Raw genomic sequence first — 16,429 nt, forward strand, 5'->3', positions numbered from 1 at the left:
GTTCATCCTCCATACAAACCAATACATTCCAATGAAATATTTGATCTTCAGTTTATTACTGCTCTGGCTTGTGCCCATCGTTTTTAGCCGGATTCAATCGCAGACACTTGAACAACAGACCGGGACGTTTACATTTACGGTACAATCACAATCGGATTTTGCTGACGTAACGGGCGCTTCGTTTACAATCGAAACCGGGGAGGATAGCCTGCTGACCAGCCTGCTCCGGTTCAGTATGATCCGATAAACACTGACTTGACCCATAGCCATGAATCTAACCGCCGTTGCTGTCGACGATGAACCTCAGGCCCTGGACGTGATCCGGCTTCACGCGGCTAAAGTGCCGTTTCTCGACCTGAGAGCCAGTTTTACCGATGCCTTCGACGCCATTGCCTATCTGCAGACCAACCGCGTCGATGTGCTCTTTCTGGACATCAAAATGCCCGATATTTCGGGTGTGGAGGTCGTCAAATGCCTGCCCAAAGACCCTATGGTTATTTTCACGACGGCTTATTCTGATTTCGCAGTGCAGGGATTTGAGCTGGACGCCGTCGATTATCTGCTGAAACCATTTTCGCTGGCCCGCTTCCTCAAAGCCTGCACCAAAGCGATGGAAATGCAGACGTTGCGTTCGGAAAAACGGGAGGAATATCTTTTCGTGAAGACCGGTTACGAAGAAGAGAAAGTACGGATCGATGAGATTCTGTACATCGAAGCGGAAGGAAATTACCTGTCGCTGGTACTGCCGAACCGCAAGTTGCTCAGCCGACAAACCATGACCGACTTGTTGAGCAATTTGCCGCCGGAGCAGTTTTTTCGCATACACCGGTCGTTTTGTGTGGCGGTCGATAAGATCGAGAAATTGAGCCGGCAGGACGTAACGGTGGGGAATCGGGCTATCCCGATCGGGGCTTCGTACGAATCCGTTGTAGCTGAGCTTCGGAACCGATTGCCGAGGGGTTAACTTGGGGCCAGTTTTTCTCCAGAGCGAATTGAAATCCGCGATACAAACCCATTGTTATCCATGAAAGCCATTCTTTGCCGGACCTACGGCTTACCCGATACGCTTACGCTCGAAGATGTCCCATCGCTTACGCCCGGCCCCGGCGAAGTGCTGATTCAGGTGAAAGCCACCAGCCTGAACTTTCCGGACACGCTCACCATCCGGAATATGTACCAGTTCAAACCTCCGCTGCCTTTCTCGCCGGGCAGCGAGTCGTCGGGGGTGGTGAAAGCAGTGGGCGAGGGGGTAACCCACGTTAAACCGGGCGATCGGGTGTTTACCTACGGTACCCATGGTGGCCTGGCCGAAGAGCGCGTTGCCGACGCCCGGGCGACCATTCTTCTTCCCAATGGGATGGATTTCGTGACGGGCGCTTCGACGCTCTACGCCTATGGAACGTCGTATCATGCCCTGAAAGACCGTGCTCAACTAAACCCTGGCGAAACGCTGCTGGTACTAGGGGCCGCCGGTGGGGTAGGGCTGGCGGCCGTCGAGCTGGGAAAACTCCTCGGCGCAACCGTCATTGCAGCCGCATCGACCGACGAAAAACTGGCCGTCTGTCAGGAGAAAGGCGCAACCCGACTGATCAATTACACCAGCCAGGACCTGCGCGAACGCCTTAAGGAAATCACACAAGGCAAGGGTGTCGATGTGGTTTATGATCCGGTGGGTGACCGATGGGCCGAGCCTGCCATTCGCTCGCTGGCCTGGCGAGGCCGGTACCTGGTCGTTGGATTTGCCGGAGGTGAAATACCCAAAATCCCGCTAAACCTGGCGCTGCTCAAGGGGAGCGCGCTGGTGGGCGTTTTCTGGGGAATGTTTACCCAGAGAGAACCGACGCTGAATCGGCAGAACATGCAGGAGATTGCCACCTGGGTCATGCAGGGAAAGCTGGCTCCTTACATCTCGAAGCGCTACTCACTGGCCGAAGCACCCCAGGCCCTAACGGACATGATGGAACGGCGGATTATCGGAAAAGCGGTCGTGGTGGTAGATGCTGATTAACAGGTTTTTCGACAGGATTGACAGGATTTATGTTTCAGTAAACGAATCCTGTCAATCCTGTCGAAAACCTAGAACCGGTACGATACCGTTGTCACAAATTGCCGGGGCGGAATCGGCATGATGCTATACCGGTCGTGGATCAGGTAATTCAGCTCGTTGGTGATGTTCGACACTTTCGCCAGAATCGAGATATTCCGGAAGCCGTAACCAGCCGACAGGTCGATGGTGGTAAAGCCGGTCAGCGGAATCAGGCGGCTGAAGGCTGGTGTCTGGCCATACTGGTTGTTGTTACCACCGTAGCGGTTGCCGGTGTAGAAAGCCGACGCGCCCAGTTTCAGACCCCGGAGTTGCGGCAGATCGAAGGTGTAGAAAATCGTGGCGTTTGCCGTATGGGCCGGGTTGTTGGTCAGCCGCTCCCCTTCGATCGGCGATCCCTTCACCAGCGAGGTTTTGGTATACCGCATGTAGTTGTACCCGTACCCTGTAATGAAATAAACGTTTTTCGACAGGTTGCCGGTCAGGTCGATTTCCAGACCGTCGCTGGTAGTCTGCCCCGTAAACTCTTTTACGTTGGCGTCGGCATTGGGCGTGCCATCGGCCTTGAACGGAGCCATCTGCGCAAAATCGCTGTTGACAATGTGATACGCGCCCACGTTGGCGGTAATGCGGCCGTTGAACAGCTCGTTTTTCACTCCCACTTCGAACTGGTCGACAATCGATGGCTTCAGGATCTGGCCGTAAATATCGAGGCCCGTGTTGATGGTAAAGTTGTTCGAGTAGCTACCGAAGATCGACGTGTTTTTGGTAGGCTGGTACATCAGCGCCACTTTAGGCGAAAAAGCGGCATCCATCTTGGTTTCGGCGGCTCCACGGGTTTCGACCTGTGTCAGTAAATTCAGAATGGTGGTCTGCACGGTTTTTTGCTGCGACCAGCGAACACCCGCTAACAGTTTGATTGTGTTGGTCAGACTGATCAGGTCCTGCACATAAATCCCGTTTCGGACGGATGGTGAGGTGGTTCTGGCCGTTCCGGTAGCACCCGGAATGTCAGTGCGCGCTTCGTAGAGATTCGGGTTCAGGATATTGATTTTGTCGTAGGCGGTTTTGCCCGCACCGTAATCAACGGTAAATGAAGTGCTGTTGCTGACGATTCCAACCACATCGCTCCCGACCAGCACCTGGTGACCGATGGGGCCGGTATTGAACCGCCCGTTCAGGTTTACCTGGCCCGTGTAATCGTTTTCGCTGGTCAGGGTCCGGCTCAGCGTCCGCGACCAGTCGCCCGTAGCCGACACGGTGTTGTTCGGAACACTTGCCCCGTAGGCCGTTACGTTGGTTCCCTGGGCCGAACCGATCACGGTCAGTTTCCAGTTGGAGTTGAACGAGTGGTCGATGTTGACCGAGCCCGATTTTTGCTCAACGTTGTTGTACGCCCAGGGCGTGTTGATAAAGCGCGAGCGGGGAACGTCCGGAAGGATGGCGTCCTGGTTCTGGTTGAGCGAACCGACGCCATTGTCGGGTGTCAGATTCGATTTTAGGTAATCGCCCTGTAGCAGGATGGTCGTTTTCTGTCCTAATTTATATAACAGCGACGGGTTGACGTAAAGCCGGTCGGTTTTCACTACATCCCGGTAGCTTTTGGCGTTTTCGTAGGTACCGACCACCCGGAAAGCCAGGTTCTTCGCCAGCGGGCCATATACATCGACAATGGGTTTGTACAGCCCGAAGCTACCCACGCGCATCGACACTTCGCCACCGAAATCGAACTTCGGTTTCTTGGTTACCATGTTGATAATCAGCCCCCCCGACACATTACCGTAGAGCAGCGCCGAACTTCCTTTCAGCACCTCGATCGACTCCAGCGTACTGGCTTCGGGAAAGCCCATGGTGTTGGAAACGACCCCATTTTTGAAGATGCTGCCGCCCGCTCCCGCAATACCGATGCTGTACCCTCTGGCCGAAAACGTTTCGGCGACACCACCCCGTTGCTGAGTCAGCGAAACCCCACTGACATTTTTCAGCACATCGCCCAGCCGGGAAGCCTGCTGATTGGCGATGACCACGTTACTCACTACGCCCGTCATTTGGGGTAGGTCCAGCGGAGCGATACCGGCTTTGCCCAGCGTGACGCTCTGGCTGTTGCCCGTTACTTCGACCTCGCTCAACTGAGATGTATTTTCGAGCAGCGAAAAATCGGTTCGGGTCGTCTGTCCGGCTTTCACGGTAACGCTTTGTTCCTGGGTGCGCAGACCGACGAAGGTAACCTGTAAGGTGTAGGTACCGGGGTTGATTCCCCGCAGTTGGTACGATCCATCCTCAGCCGTGACGGTCCCTTTCCGAACTTCTTTTAAGCTGACATTTACGAAGGAGGCCGGATTGCCATCGTTGGTTTTAACGACACCGCTGATGATCCCATGAGTCTGGGCAAGCGCCTGTAAACTTAATAATAGCAGAAGACTGCCCGTAAGCGTTAAAGTAGTGTAGAGTACCCTCATTTATTTAGAATAATTATAACTAAGGGCAAAGGTAAAACCAGATCGATAAGGAGCAATGTTTATTTAGATAAATTCTTAATAAAAAATAGGTGAAGAGCTTCTTATGGTTGCCGGAATACTGTATCGCGGACTTTAGTCCGCTGCTTGAATAAAAAGCGGACTAAAGTCCGCGATACAGTATTCCGGCACCAAATCTTTATTTCTTCGCTGGTTTTGCCGACATGTAGAACGTGAGCTTGCCGCCTTTCAGGATGTCGGAATGTGTAATGACGGGCTTGTCCAGCGGCTTGCCGTTCAGCAGCACCTTTTGCACGTACACATTTTTATCGCCCTGATTGATGGCTTCAATGCTGAACGTCTGGCCGTTTTCGAGTTGCAGGCGGGCACTTTTGACCGAAGGACTACCGAGCGCGTAGTCTTCCGAGCCCGGTGCTACCGGATAAAAACCCATCGCCGAAAACATGTACCAGGCACTCATCTGGCCGCAGTCGTCGTTGCCACCCAGTCCGTCGGGTGTAGGTTTGTACTGCATGTTCAGGATCATCCGGATACGCTCCTGGGTTTTCCACGGCTGACCCGTCCAGTTGTACAGATACGCCACGTGGTGGGCGGGCTCGTTGCCGTGGATATAGCCCCCGATGATGCCTTCGCGGGTGATGTCTTCCGTTTCGGCAAAAAACTTATCCGGCAGGTTCATCGCAAAAAGCGTGTCGAGCCGGGCCGCAAATTTCTTCGGGCCACCCATGTACTGAATCAGCGTGGCGGGGTCCTGCGGGACGAAGAAACTGAAATTCCAGGAGTTGCCTTCGATAAATCCCTGGCCGTGGGTGCTGTAGACGTCGAACTCTTTTTTGTAGGAACCGTCGGCCAGGCGCGGGCGCATGAACCCAATGGATTTGTCGAAAACGTTTTGCCAGTTTTCGGCGCGTTTGCGGAAGGTTTCGGCTACATCCTGCCGACCGAGCTTTTTCGCCAGTTGCGCAATACACCAGTCGTCGTAGGCATATTCGAGCGTGTTCGACACCGACGTGCCGTTGCTGGTGGCGGCAATGTACCCTTTGTCGATGTATTCGCCGATGCCTTCGTAATCGCGGTGGTTGGCCGTAGCAATGCAGGCGTCGAGTGCCTTCTGCGCATCGCCCTTGTAAACGCCTTTGATGATGGCATCGGCCAGCACCGACACGCTGTGGTAGCCGCTCATGCACCAGTTGTCGTTGGCGTAGTGCGACCAGACCGGCAGCATTTTCAGCGTGCTCTGCTCATAATGCTTCATCATCGACTGCACCATGTCGTTGTTCCGCGATGGCTGGATGAGGTTGAAGAACGGGTGCAGCGCCCGGTAGGTGTCCCAGAGCGAAAACGTAGTGTAGTTAGTAAACCCGCTAGCCTGATGAACGCCCTGGTCGAGCCCTTTGTACTGGCCATTGACGTCCATATAAGTCGTTGGATTGACAAAGGTGTGATACAGTGAAGTATAGAAATTGATCTTGTCGTTGTCCGATGCGTCGATCTGGATTTTAGCCAGTTCCCGGTTCCAGTCGGCTTGCGCCCGGGCTTTGACCTGGTCGAAGTTCCAGTGCGGAATTTCGGCCTGCATGTTGGCCAGGGCGTTTTCCTGACTCACCGGCGAGATCGCCATCTTGAGCTTTACTTTCTCGCCCTCCTGCGTGTCGAAATCGAAATACATCCGCATGCGCTTGCCTGCCAGTTCAGGAAAGTTGCGCGTCTGGTCGAATTTCCGCCAGAAGCCTTTGTATACCTGTGGTTTATCCAGGCTCTTTTGCCCATACGCTTTGAACGGTTTCGAGAACGACAGCGCGAAGTACACGGTTCGGGTGCGGGCCCAGCCATTGGTCTGCCGATAGCCGGTGATCAGGGTATCGTTCACGACCCGCACGTAGGTCCAGACCACCTTATCGTCGTAATTATAAATGCCGTGCGCCAGATCCAGAATGATGTGCGACTGGTCCGATTTCGGAAAGGTGTACTGATGAAAGCCGACCCGGTTCGAAGCGGTCAATTCGGCCAGGATGTTGTGATCATCGAGCCTGACCTTATAATAACCCGCTTCGGCCACCTCGTTGGCGTGCGAAAACGCGGACCGGTACCCGCTCTTTGGGTTCGAGGCCACGCCCGGATTGAGCTGTAAAGCGCCCTGCGTGGGCATGATCAGAAAATCGCCCAGGTCCGAGTGTCCGGTGCCGCTGAAGTGCGTATGGCTGAACCCGACAATGGTTTTGTCTTCGTATTTATAACCCGCGCAGTATTTGTACACGTCGCCGTTGTACTTCCCATTGAACTCGTACGATAGCGTATCCGAGTCCGGACTGAGTTGAACGGCTCCGAATGGCACGGTCGCGCCGGGAAACGTATGCCCCATTTTTTCGGTACCGATCAGCGGATGGACATAAGGTACCAGATTCGGTTGGGCGAGGGAAACAAGGGCAAGAAACTGAAGGAAAATAGTAAGGCGTACAATCATCTTTTTCGGAGGAAATAGCCGTCGGCTACGAATGAAGGGCAAAAAGTACGAAAAGCTTTTTTTGTTTTTGACAGGATTAACAGGATTTACGGGATTCTTCCTATATAAAATCATGTCAATCCGAAGCGTTGGCCCGGATGTCAATCCTGTCAGAAACCAAACCTGGTCGCTAATCACTCTCTGATCTGTGCGAAATCGTCACGACGTGTGCGATTTCGCACAGTTTTTAATGGGTACTAATTTGGTAATGTATTGATCAATAGCAGTTTATCAGTTGGTACGCTATTTGGCTCTTTATCCATGAAACGCTACACACAAACATGGATAGAGAACTTGCCCCCGAAGTGGCAACCCGAAGCCGCAACAAAAGCCTGATCATCGGCGTGTCGCTGGTTGTTGCGCTGGCGGTGGCGTTGACCTGGGCGCGCAACGCCCTCAAAACGTCGGTTGAAGCCGCGCGAATTCGGACGGCAACGGCGGAGATCGGCCCGGTCGAGAACTCACTGAATGCCACGGGAGAAGTCATTCCCGCTTTCGAACAGATCATCACCAGCCCGATTCGGGCCAGCATCCGGCGCGTGCTGCTCACCCCCGGAACGGCCGTGAAACCGGGTCAGCCGATTCTCGACCTGGATAAATCCCTGACCGAAATTGAACTGGAGAAGCTCGACGACCAACTGGCGCTGAAACGAAACGGCATCGACCAGTTGCGGATGAAGCTGGATAAAAGCCTTTACGACGCAGAAGTCAACGACCAGATCAAATCGCTCAACATCAACCGGCTGCGGGCCGATCTGGAAGGAACCCGGCATTTGCAGAAAGTAGGCGGAAGCACGGCCGAAGAGGTTACCCGCGCCGAAAACACGCTGCGCGTGGCCGAACTGGAAAAAAAGCAGTTGGAAAACGACCTGAATTATAACCGGCAGTCCATGGGAGCCAGCCTGCGCGAAACCACGCTACAGGCGCAGATCGAAGAAAAGAACCAGAAAGAACTTCAGCACAAACTGAAGCAGGCCGACATCGTTGCCGACCGGCCGGGTGTGCTGACCTGGGTCAATGAAAACATCGGTTCGGCCGTAAACGAGGGCGAGATGCTGGCCAAATTAGCCGACCTGGCGAGTTTCCGGGTCGAAGGCTCCTGCTCAGATGTGTACGCCGAACAGGTGAAGGTGGGCTTGCCCGTCATCGTGAAAGTGAATGAAACCAACCTGCGCGGCCAGATCACCCAGGTGAAGCCGGCCGTAAAAAACGGCGTCGTTCAGTTTGTGATTCAACTGGACAACAGCCGCCACGCTTCCCTGCGCCCCAACATGAAAGCCGACGTATTTGTCATCACTGACCGGGCTGCCAAAGCCGTTCGGGTGGCCAATGGGCCGGCGTTCAAAGGGAAGCGGAAGCAGTTTGTGTACGTGCTGGGCAAAGGAAGCAACGTGGCGCGTCGGCGTGACGTCGAAATTGGCTTGTCCAACTTCGATTATGTCGAGATTAAGAGCGGGGTACAGGTGGGCGAACAGGTCATCATCACCGACCTGAGCGAGTACGAACACCTGGAAGAACTGACCATCGAACCCAAAACGAACCGCTGACCATGATCCGCTTCTACATGTTCATTTTCAGTTTAATGGGTATCGTCGGGCAGACGGTCGGGCAGTCGCAGACGGTTACGCTGAATGAGGTGCTGCAACTGGCTCAGGCGCAGTCGGTGGCGGCCAAGCGCGCCAATACGCAGCAGCGCACGAATGTCTGGTCGTATCGGTCGTTTCTGGCGCAGTTCAAGCCGCAGCTCAGCCTCGACGGAACCCTGCCGAACTTCACCCGTTCGTATATCCAGGTCGTTCAGCCCGACGGGAATATCCAGTTTGAGCCGGTTTCGTACAACAACTCGACGCTGAACCTGTCGCTGAGCCAGACCATTGCGCCTACGGGCGGCACCATTTTTATTCAGAAGCAGATTCAGCGGTTCGATAATTTTATTCAGGACAATACGCTCTACAATGGGGTTCCGTTTGGTATCGGGCTGACTCAGCCGCTGTTTCAGTTCAATACCATGCGCTGGGACCGCAAGATTCAGCCGCTGCTGTACGCCGAGGGGAATCAGCAACTGATCGAGTCGCTCGAACAGGTATCGCTGTCGGCTACTACGCTGTATTTCGATCTGCTGGTAGCGCAGGTGAATCTGCAGATTGCGGAAACAAACCGCATGAACAACGACACGCTTTACCGGATCGCGCGGCACCGGCTGAATCTGGGCAAGATTTCGCAGAACGATCTGCTGCAACTGCAAATGGGACTGCTGAACGCCGAAAAAGACCTGGCGTCGGCGCAGCAAACGGCAGCGGTAGCATCGCTCAAGCTCAAAACCTTCATCGGGTCGCGGGATGAACGTTCGCTGGATCTGACTATTCCCAATCAGTTGCCGATGCTGACCGTCGACGTGAAGCGGGCGCTCGATGAGGCTACTGCCAACCGATCGGCGGCCATCGGCTTCCAACGACGCATGCTGGAAGCGAACCGGGACCTGGATAAAGCCCGCAAAAACAACGGCCTGAACGCAACCCTGACGGCGGGTTATGGTCTGTCGAATCAGGGACCGCGGCTGGTTGATATTTACGTGAAACCGCAGAACCGCGAGTATGTGTCGCTGCAGTTCACGCTTCCGATCATGACCTGGGGTCGGGCGCAGGCCATCGTCGAAACGGCCAAGGCCAACCGCGAGCTGACCGAACAGACCGTGGAGCAGGACAAGCTGACCTTCGAACAGGAGATTTTTACTCAGGTGACGCTTCTGCAAATGCTTCGCCAGCAGGTAACCCTGACGGCCCAGGCCGACCAGATTGGCCAGAACCGCTATCAGATTGCCCAGGATCGGTTCAAGTTGAGCGACCTGAGCGTAACCGACTTAAGCATTGCCACGCAGGAAAAAGACCGCGCCCGTCGCGACGCCATCCTGGCCCTGCGCGATTACTGGCAGGCCTTTTACACCCTGCGCTTATTGACCTTATACGATTTTGAAACAAACCAAAAAATAAAATAGCAGAGGGCGTGGTGGTAAGGGCATAGGATAGTGGATACTTCGACGGTTACCCTTTTCCCACTGTTCCAACCCATTACCCCAACCCCTACACCCTTCCCCCTCACCCCCATGCCCTCTGCCCCACGCTCATGATACACCTCAAGAACATCGAAAAAGTTTACCGCACCAGCACCATCGAGACGCTGGCCCTGAACAACATCAACCTGGATATCCGGAAAGGCGAGTTCGTTTCCATCATGGGGCCTTCGGGTTGCGGCAAGAGTACCCTGCTGAACGTGATGGGGTTACTGGATGAACCCTCGAAGGGAACCGTCGAACTGGATGGCCAGCCGGTTACTCAGTATCGCGACAAAGAACTGGCCCGACTCAGGAATCAGAAGATCGGGTTCATTTTCCAGAGCTTTCACCTGATCAACGATCTGTCGGTAATCGACAACGTCGAGATTCCACTGCTGTACCGGTCGGCCAACGGGCGACCCCGGCAGGATTACGCCAAAGATGCGCTGGTGAAAGTGGGCCTGAGCAACCGTATGAAGCACTTTCCGAAACAACTGTCGGGCGGCCAGAAACAGCGCGTCGCCATTGCCCGTGCCATCGTCGGCAACCCGGACATCATCCTGGCTGACGAACCGACGGGTAATCTCGACAGCGCGATGGGCAACGAAATTATGAACATTCTGCAAGGTCTTAACGACGACGGCGCCACCATCGTGATGGTCACCCACGACGAACAAATGGCTAAACGCACCCACCGACTAATCCGCCTGTTCGACGGCACGCAGGTTTTATAATGGCAGGGTGCTTCGCGCAGGGGATGGCAGGGATTGCAGGGATTTGTTTCACTGAGTTAATCCCAGCTATCCGAGCAATCCCTGCCACCCCGCGCGAAGCACCCCACTACGTCCCTGCTACCCCTGCTATTCCCTGCAAACCATGCGCAAAGCACCCCCGCAAAAAAAGCCATGCTCACAAACTACATCAAAATCGCCTGGAAGGTCCTGCTACGGCACCCGTTCTATACCTTCATCACGCTCTTCGGCATCAGCCTCACCCTGACGGTGCTGATGGTGCTGACGTCATTTCTGGACCACCTATTCGGGAGCCATTATCCCGAAACCAATCGCGACCGGTCGCTGTACATTATGCAGATGACCCAGAAAGATTCGAGCCAGACCAGCCGTAACTCCGGACCAATGAGCTTCCGGTTTCTGACAGACTATGTCAAAACCCTGAAAACCGCCGAACGATCGACGATCTGTACGTTTGTCAACAGCTCCAATGCGTACGTCGGTTCGCAGAAAATCAAGCTCAATACCAAGTTTACCGACGCGGATTTCTGGCGGGTAACCGACTTCCAGTTTCTGGAAGGCAAGCCGTATAACGAACAGAATATTGCCAACGGTGACCACGTCGTGGTGATCAACGATGATCTGAAGAAACAATATTTTGGCGACGTCAATGAGTCGGTGATTGGAAAGGTAATCGATATTGAGAATATCAACTACAAGATAATTGGCGTAGTTAAAGGCAGTCCGGTTACTCGTCCGTTTACCTATTCGGATGTTTATTTTCCCTATACAGCGCCGAAGAGCAATTACCAGGCAAGCGGTATGCGTGGAGGATACGTGGCCATTGTACTGGCAAAAAATAAAGCCGATCTGCCGATGGTTCAGAACGAATTTCAAAGCTACATCAGCCGGATTCCATTGCCGGGCGTGCAGGATGGATTCAAATATGCCACACTGGAAGTAAAAGCCGAGCCGTATGCCGAAAACTTTATCGGCACCATTCTGGACGGTGGCCCCGGTCTGAAGACGATCTTCTTCGGAATTATCGGATTTGTGCTGTTCATGCTGCTGGGTCTGCCGGCTATCAATCTGGTAAACGTCAACGTCAGCCGCATCATGGAACGAGCGTCTGAGATCGGCATCCGCAAAGCCTTCGGAGCGCCCGTCCGCACGCTGGTCTGGCAGTTTATCGTAGAGAACATTTTCATCACCTTCATTGGTGGCGCCATCGCGCTCATCCTGACGCTGATTGTCATTCACCTGATCAATACCAGCGGCTGGATTGCCTACGCCGACCTGACGATCAACCTAAACGTGTTCCTGATCAGCCTGCTCGTGTGCCTGATTTTCGGGCTCCTTTCGGGCGTAATGCCCGCCCTCCGCATGTCAAAATTAACCATCGCCGAAGCGTTAAAAGCGTAGGGTATGGGGGTAGGGGCATAGGGCATAGGGGAAAGGGTAAATAACCCATATTCCTCTGCCCTCACCCCTCCGCCCTTCCCCCTTTGCCCTCACCCCCATACCCCATGCTACAACATCTGTTTAGACTCATCTGGAATAAGAAAAAAGCCCACGCCCTGCTGATTGTGGAGATTTGGGCTTCGTTTATGGTCCTGTTCGGACTCGCGACGCTGATTGTCATCAACGTCGGCAATTACCGGCAACCGCTTGGCTTTACGTACGAAAACGTCTGGGCCATTGGGCTCCGGAGCAATCAGGACACGGTCGAAGTAGCCGACAAGCTGCAACGGATACTGGCCCGACTAAAGGCTTACCCCGAAGTGGCCTCGGTTTCTCGCATGAGCAGTAATTTTCCCTTCTCGGCCAACCAGATGAATAATGGCATCGAATACGGGAAGCGGAAAGTGCTGGCCGACATGTATACGACCGATGCGGATTTTGCGAAGACGCTCGATATCCCTGTGGTGCTCGGAAACTGGTACCGAAATGCGGACAGCGTGGGCAAATACACACCGATTGTGATCAACCAACAGACCCGGGAAGGATTATTTGGCGACGAGAACCCGCTCGGAAAAGTGGTTGGCGACCGGTTCAGAGTCGTTGGCGTAATCGACAACTTCAAGGCAAAAGGGGAGTTCATGGGGAATAAACCGGCTATGTTTCAACTGGTCAAGGCCAGCGAACCCTGGAACGACACGATGCTCATCAAAGTGAAGCCCGGTACCGACGCGGTGTTCGAAGCGAAGGTTGTCAAAGAGATTGCCTCGATGGTGAAAGGGTGGAGCGTGGAAGTCGACTACCTGACCGATTCGCGGAAGAACCAGCATAACCTGGTGCTGGTGCCGGTAATCATTGCCTCCATCGTGTCCGGATTTCTGCTGATCAACGTGGCGCTAGGTCTGTTCGGTGTCCTGAACCTGAGCATCGCCCGGCGCCGGGGTGAGATTGGTTTACGGCGGGCCATCGGAGCAACCGGAAGTGGTATCTCCACCCAGTTTATTGGCGAAATCTGGGTGCTGGCTACTTTCGCCCTGCTGATCGGCCTGCTCTTCGCAGTCCAGTTTCCGCTGTTGAATGTGTTCGATGTGCAGGCCGGCACCTACGTAACCGCCATTGTCATTGCAGCCCTCATCATTTATGCCATCGTCACCCTCTGCGCGCTATTCCCAAGCCGTCAGGCCGCGCTGATCCAACCTGCTGTGGCGTTGCATGAGGAGTAAGGATTAATGGATAATGTAAAATGAATAATTGATAATGAACAGAAGTGGGTAGCCTTTAGAGTTTTCATTTTACAGAATCAATTGCACCTTGCCCATTATTCATTTTACATTGTCCATTATTCATTTATTTCCTATGCTCCTCATCATTGACGACGATACCGCCATCCAGACATCACTTTCGCTACTTTTTCGGAAAGAAGGGTTTACGGTGCGCCTGGCAGATGGTCCGTTCGAAGCCTTTGAGGTACTGACCGAAGAAACCCCGGACGCTATTCTGCTGGACATGAACTTCTCAGTCGATACGTCTGGTGATGATGGCCTGCGGTTGCTGCGTCGGATTCGGGAACGACTGCCCAACGTGCCGGTGATTCTGATTACGGGCTGGGGGAGTATCGATCTGGCCGTGGAAGGGATGAAAGCCGGCGCGAAAGATTTTATTACCAAGCCCTGGCAGAACGACCACCTGGTGCAGTCGGTTCGGACGGCGTTGAACCTGGCGCAGCCGACTTCGGCATCACCCAGTCGACGCAAACTCGACCAGCAGTTTCAGTTCGAGAACATCGTCGGCGAAGACCCTAGCCTGCTGGATATCCTGACAACCGTGGGACGTGTGGCTCCAACGGATGCACCGGTACTGATCACAGGCGAAAGCGGTACGGGCAAGGAACTCATCGCCGAAGCCATTCACCAGAACAGCCGCCGAAAACGCCAGCCGTTTGTGAAAGTCAATCTGGGGGGCATTTCCTCGACGTTGTTCGAAAGTGAACTCTTCGGGCACGTGCGGGGCGCTTTCACCGACGCCAAAACGGATCGTGTCGGCCGGTTCGAACTGGCGAACAAAGGCTCGATTTTTCTGGACGAAATCGGCGACCTCGACCCGGCCAGTCAGGTGAAGCTGCTGCGGGTGTTGCAGGATCGGACGTTCGAGCCGCTGGGAAGCAGCAAAACCCGGACGGTCGATGTGCGGGTTATCTGCGCCACTAACCGCAACCTGGAAGATATGGTCCATAAAGGCCAGTTTCGGGAGGATCTATTTTACCGGATCAACCTGATTACGGTTCGGTTGCCTGCCCTGCGTGAGCGGCCCGGCGATATTCCACTGCTGGTCAACTATTTTGTCGACAATCTGAAAACTATTTACAATCGTCCAAACCTACGGGTAAATACTTCAGCGCAGAAATGGCTGAAAAACCTGGCTCTGCCTGGCAACATCCGCCAGTTGAAAAACGTGGTCGAGCGCACGGTCCTCCTGTCGGCCGCCGACGAACTACAGCCCGACGACTTCGACCGGAACCTACCAGCAACGCCTACCCCCGCGCCCGCTGCCCCTGGCGCTCTGCCACCCGTTGGCACCATGACCCTCGAAGAGATGGAGTACCAGATGATCCAGCGGGCTATGGCCTTTCATCAGAACCGGGTGGCGAAGGTGGCGCGGGCGCTAGGCATCACCCGTTTTGCACTCTACCGCCGATTAGAGAAATTTGGCATTCCGTATGAAGATGCGGAGGGGTAAGGGCGGAGGGGATATGGGTGAGGGCAGAGGGGTAAGGGCAGGGGGTGCTTAGATGGTTAACCCTTCCCCCTCCGCCCTTACCCCTTTCCCCCATGCCCTTACCCCAACCCCCTCCGCCCTTACCCCTTTCCCCATGTCTTTTCCTCTCCGCACGCGTTACCTGGTTTATATTTCAGTCGTTCACCTGGCTCTGGTTGGGTTGATTGGCTGGGTGTTACGCGAACAAAAACTGTTGTTCATTACGTCCGAAGTGCTGATTTTGCTGTCGGGTTATGTGGCCGTGCGGATTTATCGGGCGTTTCAGCAGCCGTCGGAATTCATCGCGTCAGGCATCGAAGCCATCCGGGATAAGGATTTTACCGTCAAGTTCGTACCGACGGGTAATCAGGAAGTCGATGAACTGATCACCGTGTATAATCTTATGATCGATCAGCTTCGGCAGGAGCGGACCCGGCAGGTGGAACAGCAGTTTTTTCTGGAAAAGCTCATCGAAGCGGCTCCCATTGCGATTCTGATTTTCGATTTCGACGGGCGCGTTGCATCGGTCAATCCACGGGCGAGCAAGCTGCTGTCGGTGCAGTCCGATGATGTGGTTGGTAAAGCACTGGCCGACCTGGGGTATTCGTTGCTGGCCCAGATGGCCGACCTGACCGACGGCGAATCGCGACTGATGAAACCGAACGGGATGGAAACCTACAAAGTGATCCGGTCGAACTTCATGGACCGGGGCTTCCGGCGGTCGTTTCTGATCATTGAAGAGCTGACGCCGGAGATTCTGGCCAGCGAAAAAAAAGCCTACAGCAAAGTGATCCGGATGATGGCGCACGAAGTCAACAACTCCATCGGAGCGGTCAATTCAATTCTGGACGTCACGCAGTCGTACGTGAGCGAACCCGACGTGCAGCATGCGGTCCGCGTCGCCATCGAGCGCAACGACCGGCTGAATCTGTTTATGCGCCGGTTCGCCGACATCGTCCGGTTGCCGCTTCCCCAGAAGCGCTCGGCGGACATCAGCGAGATCACGAGGAATGTGGTTCGGCTATTGCAGCCCCAGGCCGAAAGCCGGGGAGTGGCGCTGACGTACCGGCCAGGTGAAGCGAACATCCGCTTCATCGACGTCGAACAGATCGAACAGGTGCTGGTCAATGTCGTGAAAAACGCCCTCGAAGCCTGCGATGCGGGGCATCGGGTCGAGGTCATGAGCAGTGGTCAGTACGTATCGATTCGGGATAACGGACAACCCATTCCGGAAACGGTAGCGGCCAACCTGTTCAACCCTTTCTTTAGCACCAAACCCGAGGGGCAGGGTATCGGTCTGACGCTCACCCGTGAGATCCTGCTCAACCACCAGTTCCCGTTTTCGTTGAAGACTAACCACGACGGCTGGACCGAATTTCTGATTGAGTTCGAGCAGGAGCAGGGATAACG

At 54.5% G+C, this 16,429-nt stretch carries 12 protein-coding genes; 10 read left to right on the forward strand and 2 right to left on the reverse strand.

The genetic code is table 11. From position 1 onward, the window contains the following. The first annotated feature begins 31 nt into the window (after positions 1-31). The 3 genes from ACYVC2_RS09015 to ACYVC2_RS09025 are packed head-to-tail and all read left to right on the forward strand — an operon-like array spanning position 32 to position 2,008. Positions 32-247, forward strand: a complete 216-nt coding sequence (locus ACYVC2_RS09015; protein WP_461101976.1) for a hypothetical protein — start codon at positions 32-34, stop codon at positions 245-247. A gap of 21 nt (positions 248-268) precedes the next feature. Further along, positions 269-964, forward strand: a complete 696-nt coding sequence (locus tag ACYVC2_RS09020; RefSeq protein ID WP_461101977.1) for a LytR/AlgR family response regulator transcription factor — start codon at positions 269-271, stop codon at positions 962-964. Positions 965-1,024: 60 nt separating this feature from the next. Then, complete coding sequence (locus tag ACYVC2_RS09025) at positions 1,025-2,008, forward strand: NADPH:quinone oxidoreductase family protein (protein WP_461101978.1); 984 nt, start codon at positions 1,025-1,027, stop codon at positions 2,006-2,008. 68 nt (positions 2,009-2,076) lie between these two features. Here the strand turns inward: ACYVC2_RS09025 and ACYVC2_RS09030 are convergent, their stop codons facing one another. After that, entirely contained in the window at positions 2,077-4,503 is a 2,427-nt protein-coding gene (locus ACYVC2_RS09030; RefSeq protein ID WP_461101979.1) for a TonB-dependent siderophore receptor, read from the reverse strand. A 196-nt stretch (positions 4,504-4,699) separates the two neighbouring features. Beyond that, positions 4,700-6,985, reverse strand: coding sequence for a GH92 family glycosyl hydrolase (locus ACYVC2_RS09035; protein ID WP_461101980.1), 2,286 nt, complete (start codon positions 6,983-6,985; stop codon positions 4,700-4,702). A 320-nt stretch (positions 6,986-7,305) separates the two neighbouring features. On the opposite strand from ACYVC2_RS09035, the gene ACYVC2_RS09040 reads away from it, so the two are divergent. The 7 genes from ACYVC2_RS09040 to ACYVC2_RS09070 all read left to right on the forward strand — a co-directional run bounded on the left by ACYVC2_RS09040 (position 7,306) and on the right by ACYVC2_RS09070 (position 16,427). Then, positions 7,306-8,571 carry an efflux RND transporter periplasmic adaptor subunit gene (locus ACYVC2_RS09040; protein ID WP_461101981.1) on the forward strand — a complete coding sequence of 422 codons (1,266 nt, stop codon included), beginning with the start codon at positions 7,306-7,308 and terminating at the stop codon, positions 8,569-8,571. Positions 8,572-8,573: 2 nt separating this feature from the next. Continuing rightward, a complete protein-coding gene (locus tag ACYVC2_RS09045; protein ID WP_461101982.1) occupies positions 8,574-10,019 on the forward strand; it encodes a TolC family protein in 1,446 nt (481 codons plus the stop codon). Between the two features lie 128 nt (positions 10,020-10,147). Beyond that, positions 10,148-10,810: an ABC transporter ATP-binding protein gene (locus tag ACYVC2_RS09050; RefSeq protein WP_461101983.1), complete on the forward strand. Its 663-nt coding sequence runs from the start codon at positions 10,148-10,150 to the stop codon at positions 10,808-10,810. A gap of 171 nt (positions 10,811-10,981) precedes the next feature. Further along, complete coding sequence (locus ACYVC2_RS09055) at positions 10,982-12,229, forward strand: ABC transporter permease (protein WP_461101984.1); 1,248 nt, start codon at positions 10,982-10,984, stop codon at positions 12,227-12,229. Between the two features lie 104 nt (positions 12,230-12,333). After that, on the forward strand, positions 12,334-13,488 hold the full coding sequence (locus ACYVC2_RS09060) for an ABC transporter permease (RefSeq protein WP_461101985.1): 1,155 nt from the start codon (positions 12,334-12,336) through the stop codon (positions 13,486-13,488). A 133-nt stretch (positions 13,489-13,621) separates the two neighbouring features. Next, positions 13,622-15,001 carry a sigma-54-dependent transcriptional regulator gene (locus ACYVC2_RS09065; RefSeq protein ID WP_461101986.1) on the forward strand — a complete coding sequence of 460 codons (1,380 nt, stop codon included), beginning with the start codon at positions 13,622-13,624 and terminating at the stop codon, positions 14,999-15,001. Between the two features lie 133 nt (positions 15,002-15,134). Then, positions 15,135-16,427, forward strand: a complete 1,293-nt coding sequence (locus ACYVC2_RS09070; protein ID WP_461101987.1) for a sensor histidine kinase — start codon at positions 15,135-15,137, stop codon at positions 16,425-16,427. The last annotated feature ends 2 nt before the right edge of the window (positions 16,428-16,429 follow it).

Source organism: Spirosoma koreense (assembly GCF_054777875.1).

What these genes read in the sequence shown, in the direction of transcription:
- ACYVC2_RS09065 (WP_461101986.1), top strand. Translation starts at nt 13,622, where the DNA reads ATGCTCCTCATCATTGACGACGATACCGCCATCCAGACATCACTTTCG.
- ACYVC2_RS09050 (WP_461101983.1), top strand. Translation starts at nt 10,148, where the DNA reads ATGATACACCTCAAGAACATCGAAAAAGTTTACCGCACCAGCACCATC.
- ACYVC2_RS09055 (WP_461101984.1), top strand. Translation starts at nt 10,982, where the DNA reads ATGCTCACAAACTACATCAAAATCGCCTGGAAGGTCCTGCTACGGCAC.
- ACYVC2_RS09060 (WP_461101985.1), top strand. Translation starts at nt 12,334, where the DNA reads ATGCTACAACATCTGTTTAGACTCATCTGGAATAAGAAAAAAGCCCAC.
- ACYVC2_RS09030 (WP_461101979.1), bottom strand. Translation starts at nt 4,503, where the DNA reads ATGAGGGTACTCTACACTACTTTAACGCTTACGGGCAGTCTTCTGCTA.
- ACYVC2_RS09040 (WP_461101981.1), top strand. Translation starts at nt 7,306, where the DNA reads ATGGATAGAGAACTTGCCCCCGAAGTGGCAACCCGAAGCCGCAACAAA.
- ACYVC2_RS09070 (WP_461101987.1), top strand. Translation starts at nt 15,135, where the DNA reads ATGTCTTTTCCTCTCCGCACGCGTTACCTGGTTTATATTTCAGTCGTT.
- ACYVC2_RS09035 (WP_461101980.1), bottom strand. Translation starts at nt 6,985, where the DNA reads ATGATTGTACGCCTTACTATTTTCCTTCAGTTTCTTGCCCTTGTTTCC.
- ACYVC2_RS09025 (WP_461101978.1), top strand. Translation starts at nt 1,025, where the DNA reads ATGAAAGCCATTCTTTGCCGGACCTACGGCTTACCCGATACGCTTACG.
- ACYVC2_RS09015 (WP_461101976.1), top strand. Translation starts at nt 32, where the DNA reads ATGAAATATTTGATCTTCAGTTTATTACTGCTCTGGCTTGTGCCCATC.
- ACYVC2_RS09045 (WP_461101982.1), top strand. Translation starts at nt 8,574, where the DNA reads ATGATCCGCTTCTACATGTTCATTTTCAGTTTAATGGGTATCGTCGGG.
- ACYVC2_RS09020 (WP_461101977.1), top strand. Translation starts at nt 269, where the DNA reads ATGAATCTAACCGCCGTTGCTGTCGACGATGAACCTCAGGCCCTGGAC.